We start from the raw sequence: 14,495 nt of genomic DNA, 5'->3' as shown, positions 1-14,495 counted from the left end.
CTTGAACGACACTCCCGAAGACGAACCCGAGAACGGCCCCGAAGACGCAGGGGGCAGCGGCCCCGAGCGACCGATCCATTCCGGGCCGGCGATCGCGATCGAGGCGGAAATGCGCGCATCCTATCTCGATTACGCCATGAGCGTGATCGTGAGCCGCGCAATTCCCGACCTGCGCGACGGGCTGAAGCCGGTTCACCGCCGCATCCTTTACGCGATGAACGAAACCGGCAACACACACGAGAAGCCCTACCGCAAGTCGGCGCGGCCTGTGGGCGATGTCATGGGTAAGTATCACCCCCATGGCGACAGCGCGATCTACGACGCCCTCGTGCGCATGGCGCAGGACTTCTCCATGTCCCTGCCGCTCCTCGATGGCCAGGGCAACTTCGGCTCCATGGACGGCGACGCCCCCGCGGCGATGCGCTACACCGAAGTGCGCATGGACAAGCCCGCGGCCTACCTGCTCGCGGATATCGACAAGGAAACCGTCGACTTCCAGCCGAACTACGACGGCAAGGACCTCGAGCCTTCCGTCCTGCCGGCGCGCTTCCCGAACATGCTGGTCAACGGCGCGGGCGGCATCGCCGTCGGCATGGCCACCAACATCCCGCCGCATAACCTCGGCGAGGTGGTGGACGCGACGCTCGCGCTGATCGAGACCCCAGATCTCGGCGTCGCGGACCTGATGGAATACATCCCCGCCCCCGATTTCCCCACTGGCGGGATCATCCTGGGCCGCTCCGGCGCCCGCAAGGCCTACAACGAGGGCCGCGGCTCGGTGATCATCCGCGCCAAGACCCGGATCGAGGAGACCCGCAAGGACCGCTACGCCATCGTGGTCGACGAGATCCCCTACCAGGTCAACAAGGCGACACTGGTCGAACGCATCGCCGATCTCGCCCGCGAGAAGCGGGTCGAGGGCATCGCCCACGTGCAGGACGAAAGCGACCGCTTCGGCGTCCGCGTGGTGGTCGAGCTGAAGCGCGACGCGACACCCGATGTCGTCCTGAACCAGCTCTTCCGCTTCACCCCGCTGCAGACCTCCTTCGGCTGCAACATGCTCGCACTCAACGGTGGCCGCCCGGAACAGCTCGACCTGCGCAAGTTCCTCACCGCCTTCATCTCCTTCCGCGAGGAGGTTGTGGCCCGGCGCACGGCATTCGAGTTGCGCAAGGCCCGCGAACGCGCCCATGTGCTCTGCGGCTACGCGGTCGCGGTCTCCAACATCGACGAGGTCGTGGCCACGATCCGCTCCTCCGCCGATCCGGCCGAGGCCCGCGAGCGGCTGATGAAACGCGCCTGGCCCGCCGAGGAGATCGCGCCCTATATCGCGCTCATTGACGATCCCTCCCACAAGGTCCAGCCCGACGGCACCTACTTCCTCTCCGAGACCCAGGCGCGCGCCATTCTCGACCTGCGCCTCCAGCGTCTCACCGCGATGGGCGTGAAGGAGGTTACCGACGAGCTGCAGGAGCTCGCGGGCAAGATCACCGACTATCTCGATATCCTGCGCTCGCGCTCCCGGATCATGGAGATCATCTCCAACGAACTGCGCGAGGTCCGCGAACTCTTCGCCGTGCCCCGCCGCACCGAGATCGTCGAATGGGACGCCGACCTCGACGACGAGGACCTGATCGAACGCGAGGACATGGTCGTCACCGTGACCCAGGGCGGCTACATCAAACGCACGCCGCTCGCCGAGTATCGCGCCCAGCGCCGCGGCGGCAAGGGCACGCAGGGCATGAGCACGAAGGACGAGGATTTCGTCACCACGCTCTTCGTCGCCAACACCCATACCCAGCTGCTGTTCTTCACCACCGACGGCATGGCCTACAAGCTCAAGACCTGGCGTCTGCCCCAGGCCGGGCGCAACGGCCGCGGCAAGGCGATCGTCAACATCCTGCCCATCGCGTCCGGGGTCTCGATCGCCGCCATCATGCCGGTGGACAAGCCCGAGGAGGACTGGGCGAGCCTGCAGATCATGTTCGCCACCTCGCAGGGCGATGTGCGCCGCAACGCGCTCGACGACTTCACCAACGTCAAGGCCAACGGCAAGATCGCCATGAAGCTGCCCGAGGGCACCCGGCTCATGAATGCGCGGATCTGCAACGAGGATTACGACGTGATGCTCACCACGCGGGCGGGCAAGGCAATCCGCTTCCCCGTGGCCGATGTGCGCGTCTTCAAGGGCCGCGGCTCTACCGGCGTGCGCGGCATCCGGCTGGCCGAGGGCGACGAGGTCGTCTCGATGGCGATCATCCGCCATTTCGAGGCCACCTCCGAGGAGCGCGCCGCCTATCTCAAGATGCGCCGCGCGGTCGCCGGCACGCTCGAGGACGAGGATGCCGCCCCCGAGACCGACGAGGAGGATGCCGTCGAGGCCGTCATGCTGGGCCAGGAGCGCTATGTCGCCATGTCCGAGGCCGAGGACCTCCTGCTCACCATCACCGAAAACGGGGCCGGAAAGCTTTCCTCGTCGCACGACTATCCCCTGCGCGGACGCGGCGGCCAGGGCGTCATGGCGATGGACAAGGCCATGCGCGGCGGGCCGCTCGTCACGCTCTTCCCGGTGGAGACCGACGACCAGATCATGCTCGCCACCAATGCGGGCCAGTCGATCCGCTGTCCCGTGGGCGGCATCTCCTTCCGCTCCCGCAGCGCGGGCGGCGTGCGCGTCTTCCACACCTCCAATGGCGAGCGCGTGGTCTCCGTGGCACTGATCGCGGAGAACGGCGCGGAAGATGAGGATCAGGCCGCCCCCGAGGCGCCCGACAACCCGGAGAGCGAGGCGTAACCGCGCCTCGCTACCCACCTGCGGACGACAGCAAACGTCCATATCGACGCGCGGTCGCCGCGAAATGCGGCGCCATCAACGTTGCCGTGAATTTTCACCTTTTTGACAAATATACTTGGAAACTATTTCACGCGCGGAATGAGCCCAAGGCAAGCACGGCCTTCAGCGCCTTGCTCACTTCGAGGCCGCTTCGGCCCGAGCGTCGGCACGCCGCCGTCCGGCCGCCCGGTCTATGGCCGCAATCACTTCACCGGTGGCCGCATGATGCGGCATGTGTCCGACACCGGGCAGCAGGGTCAATTCCGCATCCGGCAAGATCCCCGACAGCGGGATCGCATGAACCTCCGCCGGAACGATTTCATCCGCCGTGCCGTGAACCAGTTCGACCGGCACCGTCAGCCCGGCATACGACTCCGACATGCTGACAACATGCGGGCGCAGACCGTTCACCTGCCGCGCATTCGAGAGCTGCGTCTCGCGGCGAAGCGTCAGCGGAATTCCGAAGGCGTCGCTGTATCCCGCAGGCACCGGATCCGGCGCGAAGACCCGCTCCAGCACCTTCACCGCCATGTCATGCGTTGCAAAGGCGGAGATCAGCGGCACGACGATCGCACCGCCCACCGCGGAGGCATTGATCCCGTAGAGCGGGTCGAGATCGCCGGGCCACGGCATGGTCGCCCCGCCAAGCACCACGAGCGCGCCCGTCGCATCGGGTCGTTCCAGCGCCCAGGCCATCGCCACCGCGCCGCCGAAACTGTGACCCAGAACCACCGGGTCCGTCACGCCAAGCGCGTCCGCTGCCGCCTGTAGCAGTCTGGCCTGCTCGCGCGGGCTTTCGCCGCGCTCCACGTCCGCATCCGGCGGATGGCCTGTGTAGCCGAAACCGGGCCGGTCGAAGGCGATCACCCTGTAGCGGTCGGTCAGCCTGTCGGTCAGATCGAAGGTGAAATCCCTGAGATTGCCGCCCGCGCCATGGATCAGCACCAGATCAGGCCCCTCGCCCGCCACATAGGCATGAACCTCGACGCCCCCGACATCGATCATCTGGCCATTGGGCGGGAAATTGGCTCTCGCCGAAGCGGAACGCTCCGAGAGACGCCAGACCACGAACGCAACGGCGAGCGCCAGACAGATCAGTAGAACGAGCAGGATCTTCAACATTACCCCCAGGGACAAACACACCAGATATGTGGCGTGCAGACACGCCGATCACTCTGCATGTCTGGAGAGGTAGAGCGAAACCGTTCCGACGGAAGCGAATACGGCAGGAGATTTCGCTCTAGCGGACGTTGATGGGGCCTCTGGCCGGGAACACGCCGAAAGCGCCGGACCGGCGGCGGGCCGGGGGGTAACGCAGCAAACGCCCACATCGACGCGCGGTCGCCGCAAAATGCGGCGACGCCGAGCCGTTGCTCTGGTTGGGCCGACCTCATTTCGACGGATGAGCTTGGCCGGGCACGGAACGAGCCGAAGGCGCCGTGCCTGCGACGGCCCGTCCCGCCGGGCTGGCGCATGGTCGATGCGGGGCCTTCGTGCAAACCTAGGCAATATCGTCGCCATGAACCGCGTCGAACAGGCGGTATTGCGCCACCCCACGGGCCGCCGCATGCCCCCCCTCAGATCGGATCGCCCTTCCAGTCCCGGTCACCGATACCCTCGATCTCCTTCGAGATCACCGCGAGCATGTAGGCGCGCAAAACCGTGTTCATCCGGGCCTGATAGCCTCGCCCAAGCCCGCGATACCACCGCACCACGTCCGTATCGAAGGCCGCCGTCAGCCGGGTCTTGTGCGGCTTCACCGGCGCCTGCGTGGCCATACGGTGCCAGTCCTCGGGAATATGGTCGCGCTTCAGCCGGTCGTTGCGCGCCCAGACCTCCAGTTCCTGGAGATCGACGAGCAACTGGGCATAGCTCCGCTCCTCGCGCTTGGTGCGCTTTCGTAGGGTCATGGCCCATCCTCATGTGATGAAAACGAGCCGACCCTGCCACAAACCGGTTAACCGCCGGTTTCGCAGGCAATCGTATGCATGAAATATGCATGGAATATGCATACAAGCTGCATGGAAATTTTCCCGCCCTTTCAGCGGGTTGAACCGGAAAACCCTAGCTCGCGCGCGCCAGGGCCTCCGCAATGTAGATCTCCCGCAACCGCGTCGCCACCGGCCCCGGAACGCCCGCCCCGATCGGCTGCCCGTCGATCTCGACCACCGGCATCACGAAGGACGAGGCCGAGGTGAAAAAGGCCTCCGCCGCCCCCTTCGCCTCCTCAAGCGTGAAGGCCCGTTCCTCGACCTTCATCTGTGCTTCACGGGCAAATGTGAGAACCGAAGCCCTTGTAATCCCGTGCAGAATCGCGTTCGACAGATCGCGGGTCACGATCGTCCCGTCCTTCGTCACGATATAGGCGTTGTTCGACGTGCCTTCGGTGACGAAGCCGTCCTCGATCATCCAGGCATCGTCCGCGCCGGCCTTCTTCGCCGCCATCTTGCCCATGGCCGAGGGCAGAAGCTGCACCGTCTTGATGTCGCGTCGCGCCCAGCGCTGATCGGGGATCGAGACGACCTTCGTCCCCCGCTCCGCCGCCGGGGAGACACGCAGCCCCTTCGCCTGGGTAAACATGACGAGGCTTGGCGCAACCCCTTCAGGATAAAGGAAATCCCGGTCCGCTGCGCCCCGCGTCACCTGGAGGTAGATCAGCCCTTCGGACAACGCATTGCGCACCATCAGCTCGCGGTGGATCGCCTCAAGTGCTGCATCCTCGCATGGGGCTTCCATCTCCAGTTCGCCCAGTGAGCGATGGAGCCGCCGCATATGCCCCTCGAAATCGAGAAGCTTGCCGTCGAGCACGCTCGTCACCTCGTAGATCGCATCGGCGAACAGGAAACCGCGATCGAACACGGAGATCTTCGCGGCGTCCTCGGGCAGATACTCTCCGTTCACATAGACAATGCGGGACATGTCGTTTACCTTACCCCTCTCCAATCGTTACACAATTCGCCGGCACCTAGCCCCAGAGCGCGCGGGGGGCCGGATGCACGCCCGCCTCGTCGAAGGCCAGTGGCGGGTCGCGATCCTCGGCTAGCAGCAGCGGCCCGTCGAGATCCGTCACCGCCGCCCCCTGCGCTACGAGCACCGCCGGCGCCATGGCGAGACTCGATCCGACCATGCAGCCCACCATCACCGAATAGCCTTCGGCCCGCGCCGCATGGCGCAGTTCCAGCGCCTCGGTCAACCCGCCGGTCTTGTCGAGCTTGATGTTCACCATGTCGTATTTGCCGCGCAGTCCCGCAAGGCTTTGGCGATCATGGCAGCTCTCGTCGGCACAGACCGGCAGCACCCGCTCGATCTCCGCAAGCGCCCCGTCATCGCCCGCCGGAAACGGCTGTTCGACCATTTCCACCCCGAGCCGGACAAGAGCCGGCGCAAGCTCGGCATAGGCCTCCGCGGTCCAACCTTCGTTGGCATCGACGATGATCCGCGCATCCGGCGCCCCGCGCCGCACGGCCTCGAGCCGGGCCATGTCGCCCTCGCCGCCAAGCTTGATCTTCAGGAGCGGCCGATGCGCATGCTGGCGCGCCTTGGCCTCCATTGCCGCCGGCTCCGCCAGCGAAAGCGTGTAGGCGGTGATCTCCGGTCCCGGTGTCGAAAGGCCCGCGAGCTGCCAGACCGGCTCGTCGGCCCGTTTCGCCTCGAGATCCCATAGCGCGCAATCGACCGCGTTCCGCGCAGCACCGGCAGGCAGAAGGCCTTGAAGCTCTGTGCGATCGAAGCTCTCCGGCAGCCCCGCGATCTGCGCCTGCACGCTCTCGAGCGTTTCGCCGTAGCGGGCATAGGGCACGCATTCGCCACGCCCGACCGCAATGCCATCCTCGATCGTCACCTCGACCACCTCCGCCTCGGTCCGCGATCCGCGGCTGATGGTGAATGTCTCGGCGAGCCGGAAACTGCGCACCAGTGAGGTAACCTTCATTCCTTCGCTCCTTGCTTGCGAGCCAGCAGAACGGTCTGGCGCTCGCAGTCCGGATCCTCGGCCACGAATGCAGTGACATCAACACCATAAGACGCGAGGATCTCACGGTAATCCTTGGGGTCGAGGCTCGAATGATAGACGGGATCATCGCCCACGTGACCGCCGACCTCGCCCGCTTCGGGCCCGACGGTCAGCATCAGCACTCCCCCCGGTGCAAGATGCGCCGCGATCCGTGGAAGCAGCGCACGCTGCTCCTCCGGGTTAAGATGAAAGAAACTGTTCCAGCCGATGATCCCGTCAAAGACTTCGCCCAGATCGAGCCCGCGCATGTCGACGTGACGCCAATCTCCCTTGGGCATCTTGGCGCGCGCCAGCCGCAACATCGCCGCCGAGGCATCGAGCCCTGTCACGCGGAAGCCGCGGCTCGCGAAATATGCGGCAATCGGATCGCCGGCGCCACAGCCCAGATCGAGGATCGCCGCACCGGGCGCGAGGCAGGCGGCAAACCGGTCGAGCCAGACACGCTCATGGAGACCCTTGGGACGCTCGGCATCGAAGCGCGCCGCATTGCGCTCGTAGACGTCTTGCGTCGTGAGCGCGAGTTCCGCGAGTTGAGCATCGCTCATTCAAGCGCATCCACCAGCCGGCCCGCGCCCTGACGATAGGGATCCACGGCCGGCAGCCCCATCTTCGCCTCGACACCGGCAAGATAGTCTTCCGCCTCGGCCTCGCTCATGGCCGCGGTGTTCACCGAAATGCCTGTCACGGTCACGTCCGGGTTCACCACACGTGCCATCGTCAGAGCCAGATCCTGCAGCGCCTCGAGGCTCGGCAGCTTGTAGTCCGGCAGCCCGCGCATGTGCGCCCGCGTCGGTTCGTGGCAGAGGATCAGCGTGTCGGGCTGACCGCCGTGAATGAGCGCCAGCGTCACGCCGGAGTAGGAAGCGTGAAACAGGCTCCCCTGCCCCTCGATCAGATCCCAGTGATCGGGATCGTTGTCCGGGGTCAGGTATTCGATGGACCCGGCCATGAAATCAGCAACGACGGCATCGAGCGGCACTCCGTCGCCAGTGATCAGGATGCCGGTCTGACCGGTGGCGCGGAAACTGGCCTTCATGCCCCGCGCGCGCATATCCTTCTCCATGGCGAGCGCCGTATACATCTTGCCAACCGAGCAGTCGGTGCCGACCGCGAGGCAGCGCTTGCCGCTCCGCCGCTTGCCGTTCGCAATGGGATACTTCACCCCCGGCACGCGCACGTCGTAGAGGGTGCGGCCCTTGGCCCGCGCCGTGGCCACAAGCTGCGGCTCGTCGTGCAGGAGGTTGTGCAGGCCCGAGGCGATGTCCATCCCGTGCAGCAGCGCCTCTTCCAGAATGCTCAGCCAGGCGGGCGAGATCACGCCGCCACGGTTCGCGACGCCCACCACCAGCGTCTTCGCTCCCGCAGCGACCGCCTCCGGGATGGTCATGTCCGGCAGCCCCATATCCGCCTTGCAGCCATCCATGCGGTATTGCCCGATGGAGACATCCGGGCGCCAGTCCCGAATGCCCTGGGCGACCTTTGCAGCCAGCGGGTCCGGAGCATCGCCCAGAAACAGCAGATAGGGGGTAGAGATCATGTCGACGCCTCTCTCGATCGTTGCAAACGCACGGCAAAACAGCCCCGCCCGCATCCGCGAAAGACCCCTCGGCCAAGGATGCGGTCAGGGAACCCAGACTCCGTGATAGTCAACGAATGGCCGGCGGTCCATGGTCGGAAGCGACTTCCGCCGGCCCGAGATCAGAGAGGGAAATCTACCGGCGGCGTATCACGCACGTCGGTGCGGCGCTTGAAACCGCAGCGCACATAGGAACCCTCGGGCTCCGTCATCACGATCAGGCAGCGCGCTTTCAGCTTGTCGCCTTCGAAGATGTCAGCATAGCCTCTGAGATGGCCTGGCCCGTTCATCTCGATCAGACAGTCGTCATGGGCGAGATCGAGAATGGGAAACGCACCCTTGTCGGTCCGCAGTTCCATTCCGGGTTTTGCGCGATGCTCGAGGATCGGGGACTCCGGCGCCGGCACATCGCCCGCATAATCATCCATGTCCGCCTCCTGTCCAAACAGTGAATACCGCCAAAAGCGCGATACCACGACTCAGTATCTTAGATGGAAGCACGGTGGGGTTAACGTGACAAATCTTTCTCGAAAGCGTGGCATTCCGGTTCACGCAAAGGTGCGCTCCCCCGCTTCCGGTCCTGCCGCGGGGCACATTCTCGCCCGCGCTCAGTTTCCGATACAGCAACAATTGAGTTCCGGATCTGCCGTTTAAAACCTGATCGGCGCTCTATATGCCTCATAGACATAAAATGAGGACACGGACATGGGCTATCTCAAGGACGGCGAATGGCATACTGGCTGGTATGACACGAAATCAACAGGCGGAAAGTTCGAACGCCCACAATCGAGCTTCCGGAACTGGGTGACGGCCGACGGAGCACCCGGACCAAGCGGCGAAGGCGGGTTCGAGGCCGAGAGCGGCCGCTACCACCTTTATGTCTCCTACGCCTGTCCCTGGGCGCATCGCACGCTCATCATGCGCGCCTTGAAGGGTCTCGAGGATCATATCAGTGTCGATGTCGTGCATCCTTACATGGGCAAGGATGGCTGGACCTTCGAGACCGACTCCGAAGGCGCGACCGGTGACCGGCTTCTGGACAAGTCCTTCCTGCGCGAGATCTACGTTGCGGCCGATCCCAAGGCGTCAACACGGGTGACGGTGCCCGTGCTTTGGGACAAGAAACGCCAGACAATCGTCTCCAATGAATCGGCCGAGATTATCCGGATGCTCAATTCCGCATTTGATGAAATTTCCGGCAACCACGAGGACTTCTACCCCGAAGAACTGCGTTCGGAGATCGATTCAGTGAATGACCGGGTCTATGACACGGTGAACAACGGAGTCTACAAGGCCGGATTCGCGACGTCGCAGGAAGCGTATGACAACGCGGTGCAGCCGCTGTTCGAAACGCTTGACTGGCTTGATGACCGCCTCTCCCGCAGCCGCTACCTGATGGGCGACGCGCTCACGGAGGCCGACGTGCGCCTCGTCACCACGCTGTTCCGCTTCGACCCGGTGTATCACGGCCATTTCAAGTGCAACCTGCACCGGCTTCAGGACTATCCGAACCTCTGGCCTTACACGCGTGAACTTTACCAGAACCCCGCCATTCGGGGGACGGTGAATTTCAGCCACATCACGCGACACTATTACCAGAGCCAGACCACCGTGAACCCCTCCGGCATCGTGCCGATCGGCCCGGAGATCGACTGGGATGCGCCACACAGTCGCGATAACGCTGCCAATGCGCGGGCTGCCGACCTTCAGGACGCCTGAGAGGTCCGCAAGCGCAATCCGTCATTGACCCGTCTCCGGCCATGGATACTGTCCCGCTCAAACAGACTTCAGGGTTGGAACGGGTCAAATGGATATCTTCGAGAAGGCCGCTACCGTGGTCGGTGGCGTGATGGTGAGGCTTCGGCGCGCCGAGTCGCCAAACACGCAGGCAGTCGGGATGCAACCCGCCATTCCCGCGGCGAAGAAGCAGGGCATCATGACACTCAAGATGCCCACGGCGCAGGGTTGGCCCGAGGGATCGGTTCCCGAATGTGCGCCGGGGCTCAAGGTGAACGCCTTCGTGTCGGATCTCGACCACCCCCGCTGGGTGGAGGTTCTGCCAAATGGAGATCTCCTGGTCGCGGAGTCGAAAGAGAAGGCTGGCAAACCCACCGGAATCATGGACCGCGCAGCCAAGGCGACAATGAAACGGGCAAAGGCCATCGGCGAAAGCGCCAATCGCATCACGCTCTGGCGTGACGAGGACGGAGATGGTGTCGCCGAAACCCGGCATGTCTTCGTCGAGAACCAGAACCAGCCCTTCGGCATGGCCCTCATTGGCGACACATTCTACATCGGCAATACGGACGGGATCGTCGCCTTCGACTACGAGGAGGGCGCGACCCGCCTAGCCGGTCCGGGACGCAAGCTCGTCGATTTCAAGCCCGGTGGCCATTGGACCCGCAGCCTGCTCGTCTCGCCGGACCAGACCAAGATCTACGCCGGCGTCGGTTCGCTTTCCAACATCGGCGACCATGGCATGGAAGCCGAAGAAGGCCGGGCGGCCATCTGGGAACTGGATGTAGCGACCGAACAGGCGCGCATCTTCGCCTCCGGGCTCCGCAATGCCGTGGGCATGGCCTGGGAGCCCAACACCGGTGCGCTCTGGACGGTGGTGAACGAGCGTGATGGCCTGGGTGACGAAACTCCGCCCGACTACCTCACGAGCGTTCAGGAGGGCGGCTTCTACGGCTGGCCCTACTGCTACTGGGGCCGGACGGTCGATGACCGAGTCCCACAGGATGCAGCCATGGTCGCCTCCGCCATCCAGCCCGACTATGCACTCGGAGGGCACACCGCATCACTCGGTCTTTGCTGGATGCCCGCAGGCACGCTTCCGGGGTTTCCCGATGGCATGGTCATCGGCCAGCACGGGTCCTGGAACCGCTCGATCCTGAGCGGCTACCGGGTGATTTTCGTGCCGTTCGAGAACGGAAAGCCGGCAGGCCCGCCCCGTGACATCCTTTGGGGGTTCCTCTCGGATGACGAGAAGGTCTCCTATGGACGCCCTGTGGGTGTTGCCGTCGGCGCGGACAAGGCCTCGCTGCTGGTGGTCGACGATGTAGGCGACATCGTCTGGCGCGTGACGTCGGCCTGACCGGCCACCGCCCGGCCCAACCGCCCGCGGGAACCCCTCAGGGGTTTCTGCGGCGCGGTTTCTTGTGCTTGGTCAGCGAGGTCACGTTGAACTTCTTGCGGTCCTTGTAGGGGTTGTCGCCCGAACGCAGGAACAGACGGATCGGCGTGCCCGGCATGGCGAAATCGCGCCGGAGCCCGTTCACGAGGAAGCGCTTGTAATCTTCCGGCACTTGGTCCGGGATCGAGGCAAAGGTCACGAATGTCGGCGGTCGGGTCTTTACCTGCGTCATGTAGCGCAGCCGGATCCGGCGACCACCCGGTGCGGGCGGCGGGTGGTCGGCGATCTGATCCGCCAGCCAGCGGTTGAGCTTCGCCGTCGAGATGCGGGTATTCCAGACCGCATAGGCCTTGCTGATTGCATCGTGGAGCCGGTCAAGCCCCTTTCCGGTTCGCGCCGAAACCATCACCATGGGCGCGCCGCGCAGCTGCGGCAACAGGCGCTCGAAAGCTTCGCGCAGCTCGTTGAGCTTCTGCGGTTTTTCCGTCTCGAGATCCCATTTGTTGACCGCGACGACGACCGCCCGGCCCTCCCGCTCGGCAAGGTCGGCAATCCGCAGATCCTGGCTCTCGAAGGGGATCTGCACATCGAGCAATACCACGACGACCTCGGCGAACCGGACCGCGCGCAACCCGTCCGCAACGGAGAGCTTCTCGAGCTTCTCCTGCACGCGTGCCTTCTTGCGAATGCCGGCCGTATCGAAGATCCGGAAGGGCGTGCCCATCCATTCGGTACGCACCGCGATGGCATCGCGGGTGATGCCCGCCTCCGGCCCCGTCAGGAGACGATCCTCGCCGATGATCTTGTTTACCAGCGTCGACTTGCCCGCATTGGGCCTGCCCACGATGGCGATCTGGATCGGGCGACCCTCGGGAATTTCGGCGCCCTCTCCATCCTCGTCCACGCTGTCATCGATTTCCACGATCGCCTCGGCGCGATCATCGAGTTCCTGCGCCTCCGCGATCAGCCGGTCGAGCACTTCCTGCAACTCGCCCATGCCCTGCCCGTGCTCGGCTGACATGGCGATCGGCTCGCCCAGACCCAGTTCGTAAGCCTCGATGAGACCGCCTTCCGCGGCGCGGCCTTCGGACTTGTTGGCGGCCAGAATGACGTTCACCCCCCTGCGGCGCAGAAGCTGGGCGAGATCCCGGTCCAGCGGCGTCAGCCCGGTGCGCGCATCGACGATGAAGAGGCAGGCATCGGCCATGGCAATGGCCCGCTCCGTCAGCTGACGCATTCGCCCTTGAAGGCTTTCGTCGGTGGCCTCCTCCAGCCCCGCGGTATCGACCACCTGGAACCGGAGCGGCCCGAGCCGCGCATCGCCCTCGCGCAGATCGCGGGTCACGCCGGGCTGGTCGTCCACCAGCGCAAGCTTGCGGCCCACGAGCCGGTTGAACAGCGTGGACTTGCCGACATTGGGGCGACCGATGATCGCGAGGGTGAAAGGCATGTGCGGTCTACTCCGGGGAAGCGGCGCGCGGTATCAGAGCGCGCTTCCTTGCCCGAAACCGGTCCGGATTGCAATTCGATCCGGGATTGATTGCGACGCCTGTGACCGCACCGCCTATTGCAGTGCGATCAGTTCTGCGTCTTCCGTCACCACATACATGATGCCGCCCGCGACGATCGGTGGGGCCGCCGCGCCCGCAGGCAGCGGGATCTCGGCCAGAAGTGCGCCATCGGTCGGGGAATAGGCCCGCAACATCGCGTCGCCACTCGCAACCCAGAGCCTGCCGCCTGCCAGGATCGGCCCGAAATGGGTGATCGCGCGGAAAGGCTGGCGGTCGCCAAGCCAGTTGCGGTTCGGAAACAGGTCCGGCAGGTCCACGGCCCAGATCTCGGTTCCCTGGCTCGCATCGGCCCGCACGAGCCGCGATTCGTCCGAGACGAGGAAGATCGAGCCGCCCGCCGGCCAGACCGGGCCATAGGCCCCCTCCGGCATGGTCCAGAGCCGCTCGCCGGTGTTGCGGTCGATGCGGATCGTCCGGCCATTCTGGCTTGAGGCGAAAACGCTGGAGCCCGAGAAGACCGGATCGCCCGAAATGTCCCCGATGGCACTGCGGGCCAGATCGAGACGGCCCATTGTGATCACCGTGGCCCACTGCCAGAGCCCGCCTGAGGCCGAGACGCCCCGGATCTCGCCGGATGCGAACGGAATGACCGTCAGCCCGCCCGAAACCGCAGGCGTCGCGCCGCCCATCAGACCGGTGCCTCCGGTGCTGCTGACCTCCCAGACCAGGCTGCCGTCCGAGGCCGAGAATGCCATGGCGCGGTCGTCACCGAGCACGACCGTCACCCGGCCACCCTCGATGACCGGCGCGGAGCGGATCGGCGCTTCCACGGTTTCGCGCCAGAGGATCTGGCCCGTGCCGGCCGAAATGGCAAAGACCTCACCGAACCCTGTTGAGGCGTAGAGCACGCCCCCCGACACTCCGAGCCCGCCGCCCGGCCCCGCATCGGGGCGCTGGCCTTCGGGCACCAGGCTGAGCGACCAGACCGTCTCGCCCTGGGGAGTCAACGCGCTGAGTTGCGCGGCGGCATCCACCGCAAAGACCAGCCCGCCTGCCGCGACCGGCGAAATGACGAGCTTCGACCGACGGCCCGAGCCTTCCCCGATATCGCGCGTCCAGCGGATCTGAGGGAGCGGGGCGAGAGCTGGGTGCGAAAGACGGCCGGCGGCTGTTCCATTTCGCTGCGCCCAGTCCGCATTGGTTATTGCGGCAGGCAGGCTGATGGGCCTGGCACGCGTCGGCGCCGCTGCATCATCCAGAATGCCGGTTTGCGGGCGGACGGGCTCCCGTTCGCCGGGCAGCGGCTTGTCGCCGCGATCGCAACCGGCAATCGCGAGAACAGCGGCGAGCGCCAGAACCCCGAACCGGGGCAGGCCGAACGCAGCGGAATTGCGCGTAGTAACGGTCTCGCCCATCGGTCGCCCTCC

The 14,495-nt window shown here is 65.2% G+C and carries 12 protein-coding genes; 3 read left to right on the top strand and 9 right to left on the bottom strand.

What is annotated here, in order from left to right; genetic code table 11:
• Window position 1 precedes the first annotated feature (1 nt).
• On the top strand, window positions 2-2,794 hold the full coding sequence (gene gyrA, locus ACP15W_RS07220; RefSeq protein WP_424932178.1) for a DNA gyrase subunit A: 2,793 nt from the start codon (window positions 2-4) through the stop codon (window positions 2,792-2,794).
• 174 nt (window positions 2,795-2,968) lie between these two features.
• Here the strand turns inward: gyrA and ACP15W_RS07215 are convergent, their stop codons facing one another.
• The 7 genes from ACP15W_RS07215 to ACP15W_RS07185 all read right to left on the bottom strand — a co-directional run bounded on the left by ACP15W_RS07215 (window position 2,969) and on the right by ACP15W_RS07185 (window position 8,849).
• Complete coding sequence (locus tag ACP15W_RS07215) at window positions 2,969-3,955, bottom strand: alpha/beta fold hydrolase (RefSeq protein WP_424932177.1); 987 nt, start codon at window positions 3,953-3,955, stop codon at window positions 2,969-2,971.
• A gap of 455 nt (window positions 3,956-4,410) precedes the next feature.
• Window positions 4,411-4,743: a BrnA antitoxin family protein gene (locus ACP15W_RS07210; RefSeq protein ID WP_424932176.1), complete on the bottom strand. Its 333-nt coding sequence runs from the start codon at window positions 4,741-4,743 to the stop codon at window positions 4,411-4,413.
• 154 nt (window positions 4,744-4,897) lie between these two features.
• Window positions 4,898-5,752: a D-amino-acid transaminase gene (locus ACP15W_RS07205; protein WP_424932175.1), complete on the bottom strand. Its 855-nt coding sequence runs from the start codon at window positions 5,750-5,752 to the stop codon at window positions 4,898-4,900.
• A gap of 46 nt (window positions 5,753-5,798) precedes the next feature.
• Window positions 5,799-6,764 carry an N-acetyl-D-Glu racemase DgcA gene (gene dgcA, locus ACP15W_RS07200; protein WP_424932174.1) on the bottom strand — a complete coding sequence of 322 codons (966 nt, stop codon included), beginning with the start codon at window positions 6,762-6,764 and terminating at the stop codon, window positions 5,799-5,801.
• Window positions 6,761-7,390, bottom strand: coding sequence for a class I SAM-dependent methyltransferase (locus ACP15W_RS07195; RefSeq protein ID WP_424932173.1), 630 nt, complete (start codon window positions 7,388-7,390; stop codon window positions 6,761-6,763). The genes dgcA and ACP15W_RS07195 overlap by 4 nt, the downstream gene beginning before the upstream one ends.
• A complete protein-coding gene (dgcN, locus tag ACP15W_RS07190; RefSeq protein ID WP_424932172.1) occupies window positions 7,387-8,382 on the bottom strand; it encodes an N-acetyltransferase DgcN in 996 nt (331 codons plus the stop codon). The genes ACP15W_RS07195 and dgcN overlap by 4 nt, the downstream gene beginning before the upstream one ends.
• Before the next feature lie 161 nt (window positions 8,383-8,543).
• Window positions 8,544-8,849, bottom strand: a complete 306-nt coding sequence (locus ACP15W_RS07185) for a hypothetical protein (protein WP_424932171.1) — start codon at window positions 8,847-8,849, stop codon at window positions 8,544-8,546.
• Between the two features lie 277 nt (window positions 8,850-9,126).
• On the opposite strand from ACP15W_RS07185, the gene ACP15W_RS07180 reads away from it, so the two are divergent.
• Both ACP15W_RS07180 and ACP15W_RS07175 read left to right on the top strand, forming a co-directional pair.
• Window positions 9,127-10,140, top strand: coding sequence for a glutathione S-transferase family protein (locus ACP15W_RS07180; RefSeq protein ID WP_424932170.1), 1,014 nt, complete (start codon window positions 9,127-9,129; stop codon window positions 10,138-10,140).
• Between the two features lie 88 nt (window positions 10,141-10,228).
• The gene (locus ACP15W_RS07175; RefSeq protein ID WP_424932169.1) at window positions 10,229-11,518 is read left to right on the top strand and encodes a PQQ-dependent sugar dehydrogenase; all 1,290 of its coding nucleotides are present in this window, start codon (window positions 10,229-10,231) and stop codon (window positions 11,516-11,518) included.
• Between the two features lie 37 nt (window positions 11,519-11,555).
• Here ACP15W_RS07175 and der read toward each other — a convergent pair whose 3' ends face one another.
• Together der and ACP15W_RS07165 are read right to left on the bottom strand one after the other, a co-directional pair.
• Window positions 11,556-13,007: a ribosome biogenesis GTPase Der gene (gene der / locus ACP15W_RS07170; RefSeq protein ID WP_424932168.1), complete on the bottom strand. Its 1,452-nt coding sequence runs from the start codon at window positions 13,005-13,007 to the stop codon at window positions 11,556-11,558.
• 114 nt (window positions 13,008-13,121) lie between these two features.
• Window positions 13,122-14,483 (bottom strand): PQQ-binding-like beta-propeller repeat protein, encoded by a 1,362-nt coding sequence (locus ACP15W_RS07165; RefSeq protein WP_424932167.1) that lies wholly within the window; start codon window positions 14,481-14,483, stop codon window positions 13,122-13,124.
• Window positions 14,484-14,495 lie beyond the last annotated feature (12 nt).

The organism is Amaricoccus macauensis, assembly GCF_049800915.1.
Lineage (GTDB): Bacteria > Pseudomonadota > Alphaproteobacteria > Rhodobacterales > Rhodobacteraceae > Amaricoccus > Amaricoccus macauensis_A.
The sequence above is the reverse complement of the archived record's forward strand: the minus strand, read 5'-3'. Positions and strand labels throughout refer to the sequence as shown.

Excerpts from the sequence above, each read along its gene's own strand:
- ACP15W_RS07215 (WP_424932177.1), bottom strand. The coding sequence starts at position 3,955 with ATGTTGAAGATCCTGCTCGTTCTACTGATCTGTCTGGCGCTCGCCGTT.
- ACP15W_RS07210 (WP_424932176.1), bottom strand. The coding sequence starts at position 4,743 with ATGACCCTACGAAAGCGCACCAAGCGCGAGGAGCGGAGCTATGCCCAG.
- ACP15W_RS07205 (WP_424932175.1), bottom strand. The coding sequence starts at position 5,752 with ATGTCCCGCATTGTCTATGTGAACGGAGAGTATCTGCCCGAGGACGCC.
- dgcA (WP_424932174.1), bottom strand. The coding sequence starts at position 6,764 with ATGAAGGTTACCTCACTGGTGCGCAGTTTCCGGCTCGCCGAGACATTC.
- ACP15W_RS07195 (WP_424932173.1), bottom strand. The coding sequence starts at position 7,390 with ATGAGCGATGCTCAACTCGCGGAACTCGCGCTCACGACGCAAGACGTC.
- dgcN (WP_424932172.1), bottom strand. The coding sequence starts at position 8,382 with ATGATCTCTACCCCCTATCTGCTGTTTCTGGGCGATGCTCCGGACCCG.
- ACP15W_RS07185 (WP_424932171.1), bottom strand. The coding sequence starts at position 8,849 with ATGGATGATTATGCGGGCGATGTGCCGGCGCCGGAGTCCCCGATCCTC.
- ACP15W_RS07180 (WP_424932170.1), top strand. The coding sequence starts at position 9,127 with ATGGGCTATCTCAAGGACGGCGAATGGCATACTGGCTGGTATGACACG.
- ACP15W_RS07175 (WP_424932169.1), top strand. The coding sequence starts at position 10,229 with ATGGATATCTTCGAGAAGGCCGCTACCGTGGTCGGTGGCGTGATGGTG.
- der (WP_424932168.1), bottom strand. The coding sequence starts at position 13,007 with ATGCCTTTCACCCTCGCGATCATCGGTCGCCCCAATGTCGGCAAGTCC.
- ACP15W_RS07165 (WP_424932167.1), bottom strand. The coding sequence starts at position 14,483 with ATGGGCGAGACCGTTACTACGCGCAATTCCGCTGCGTTCGGCCTGCCC.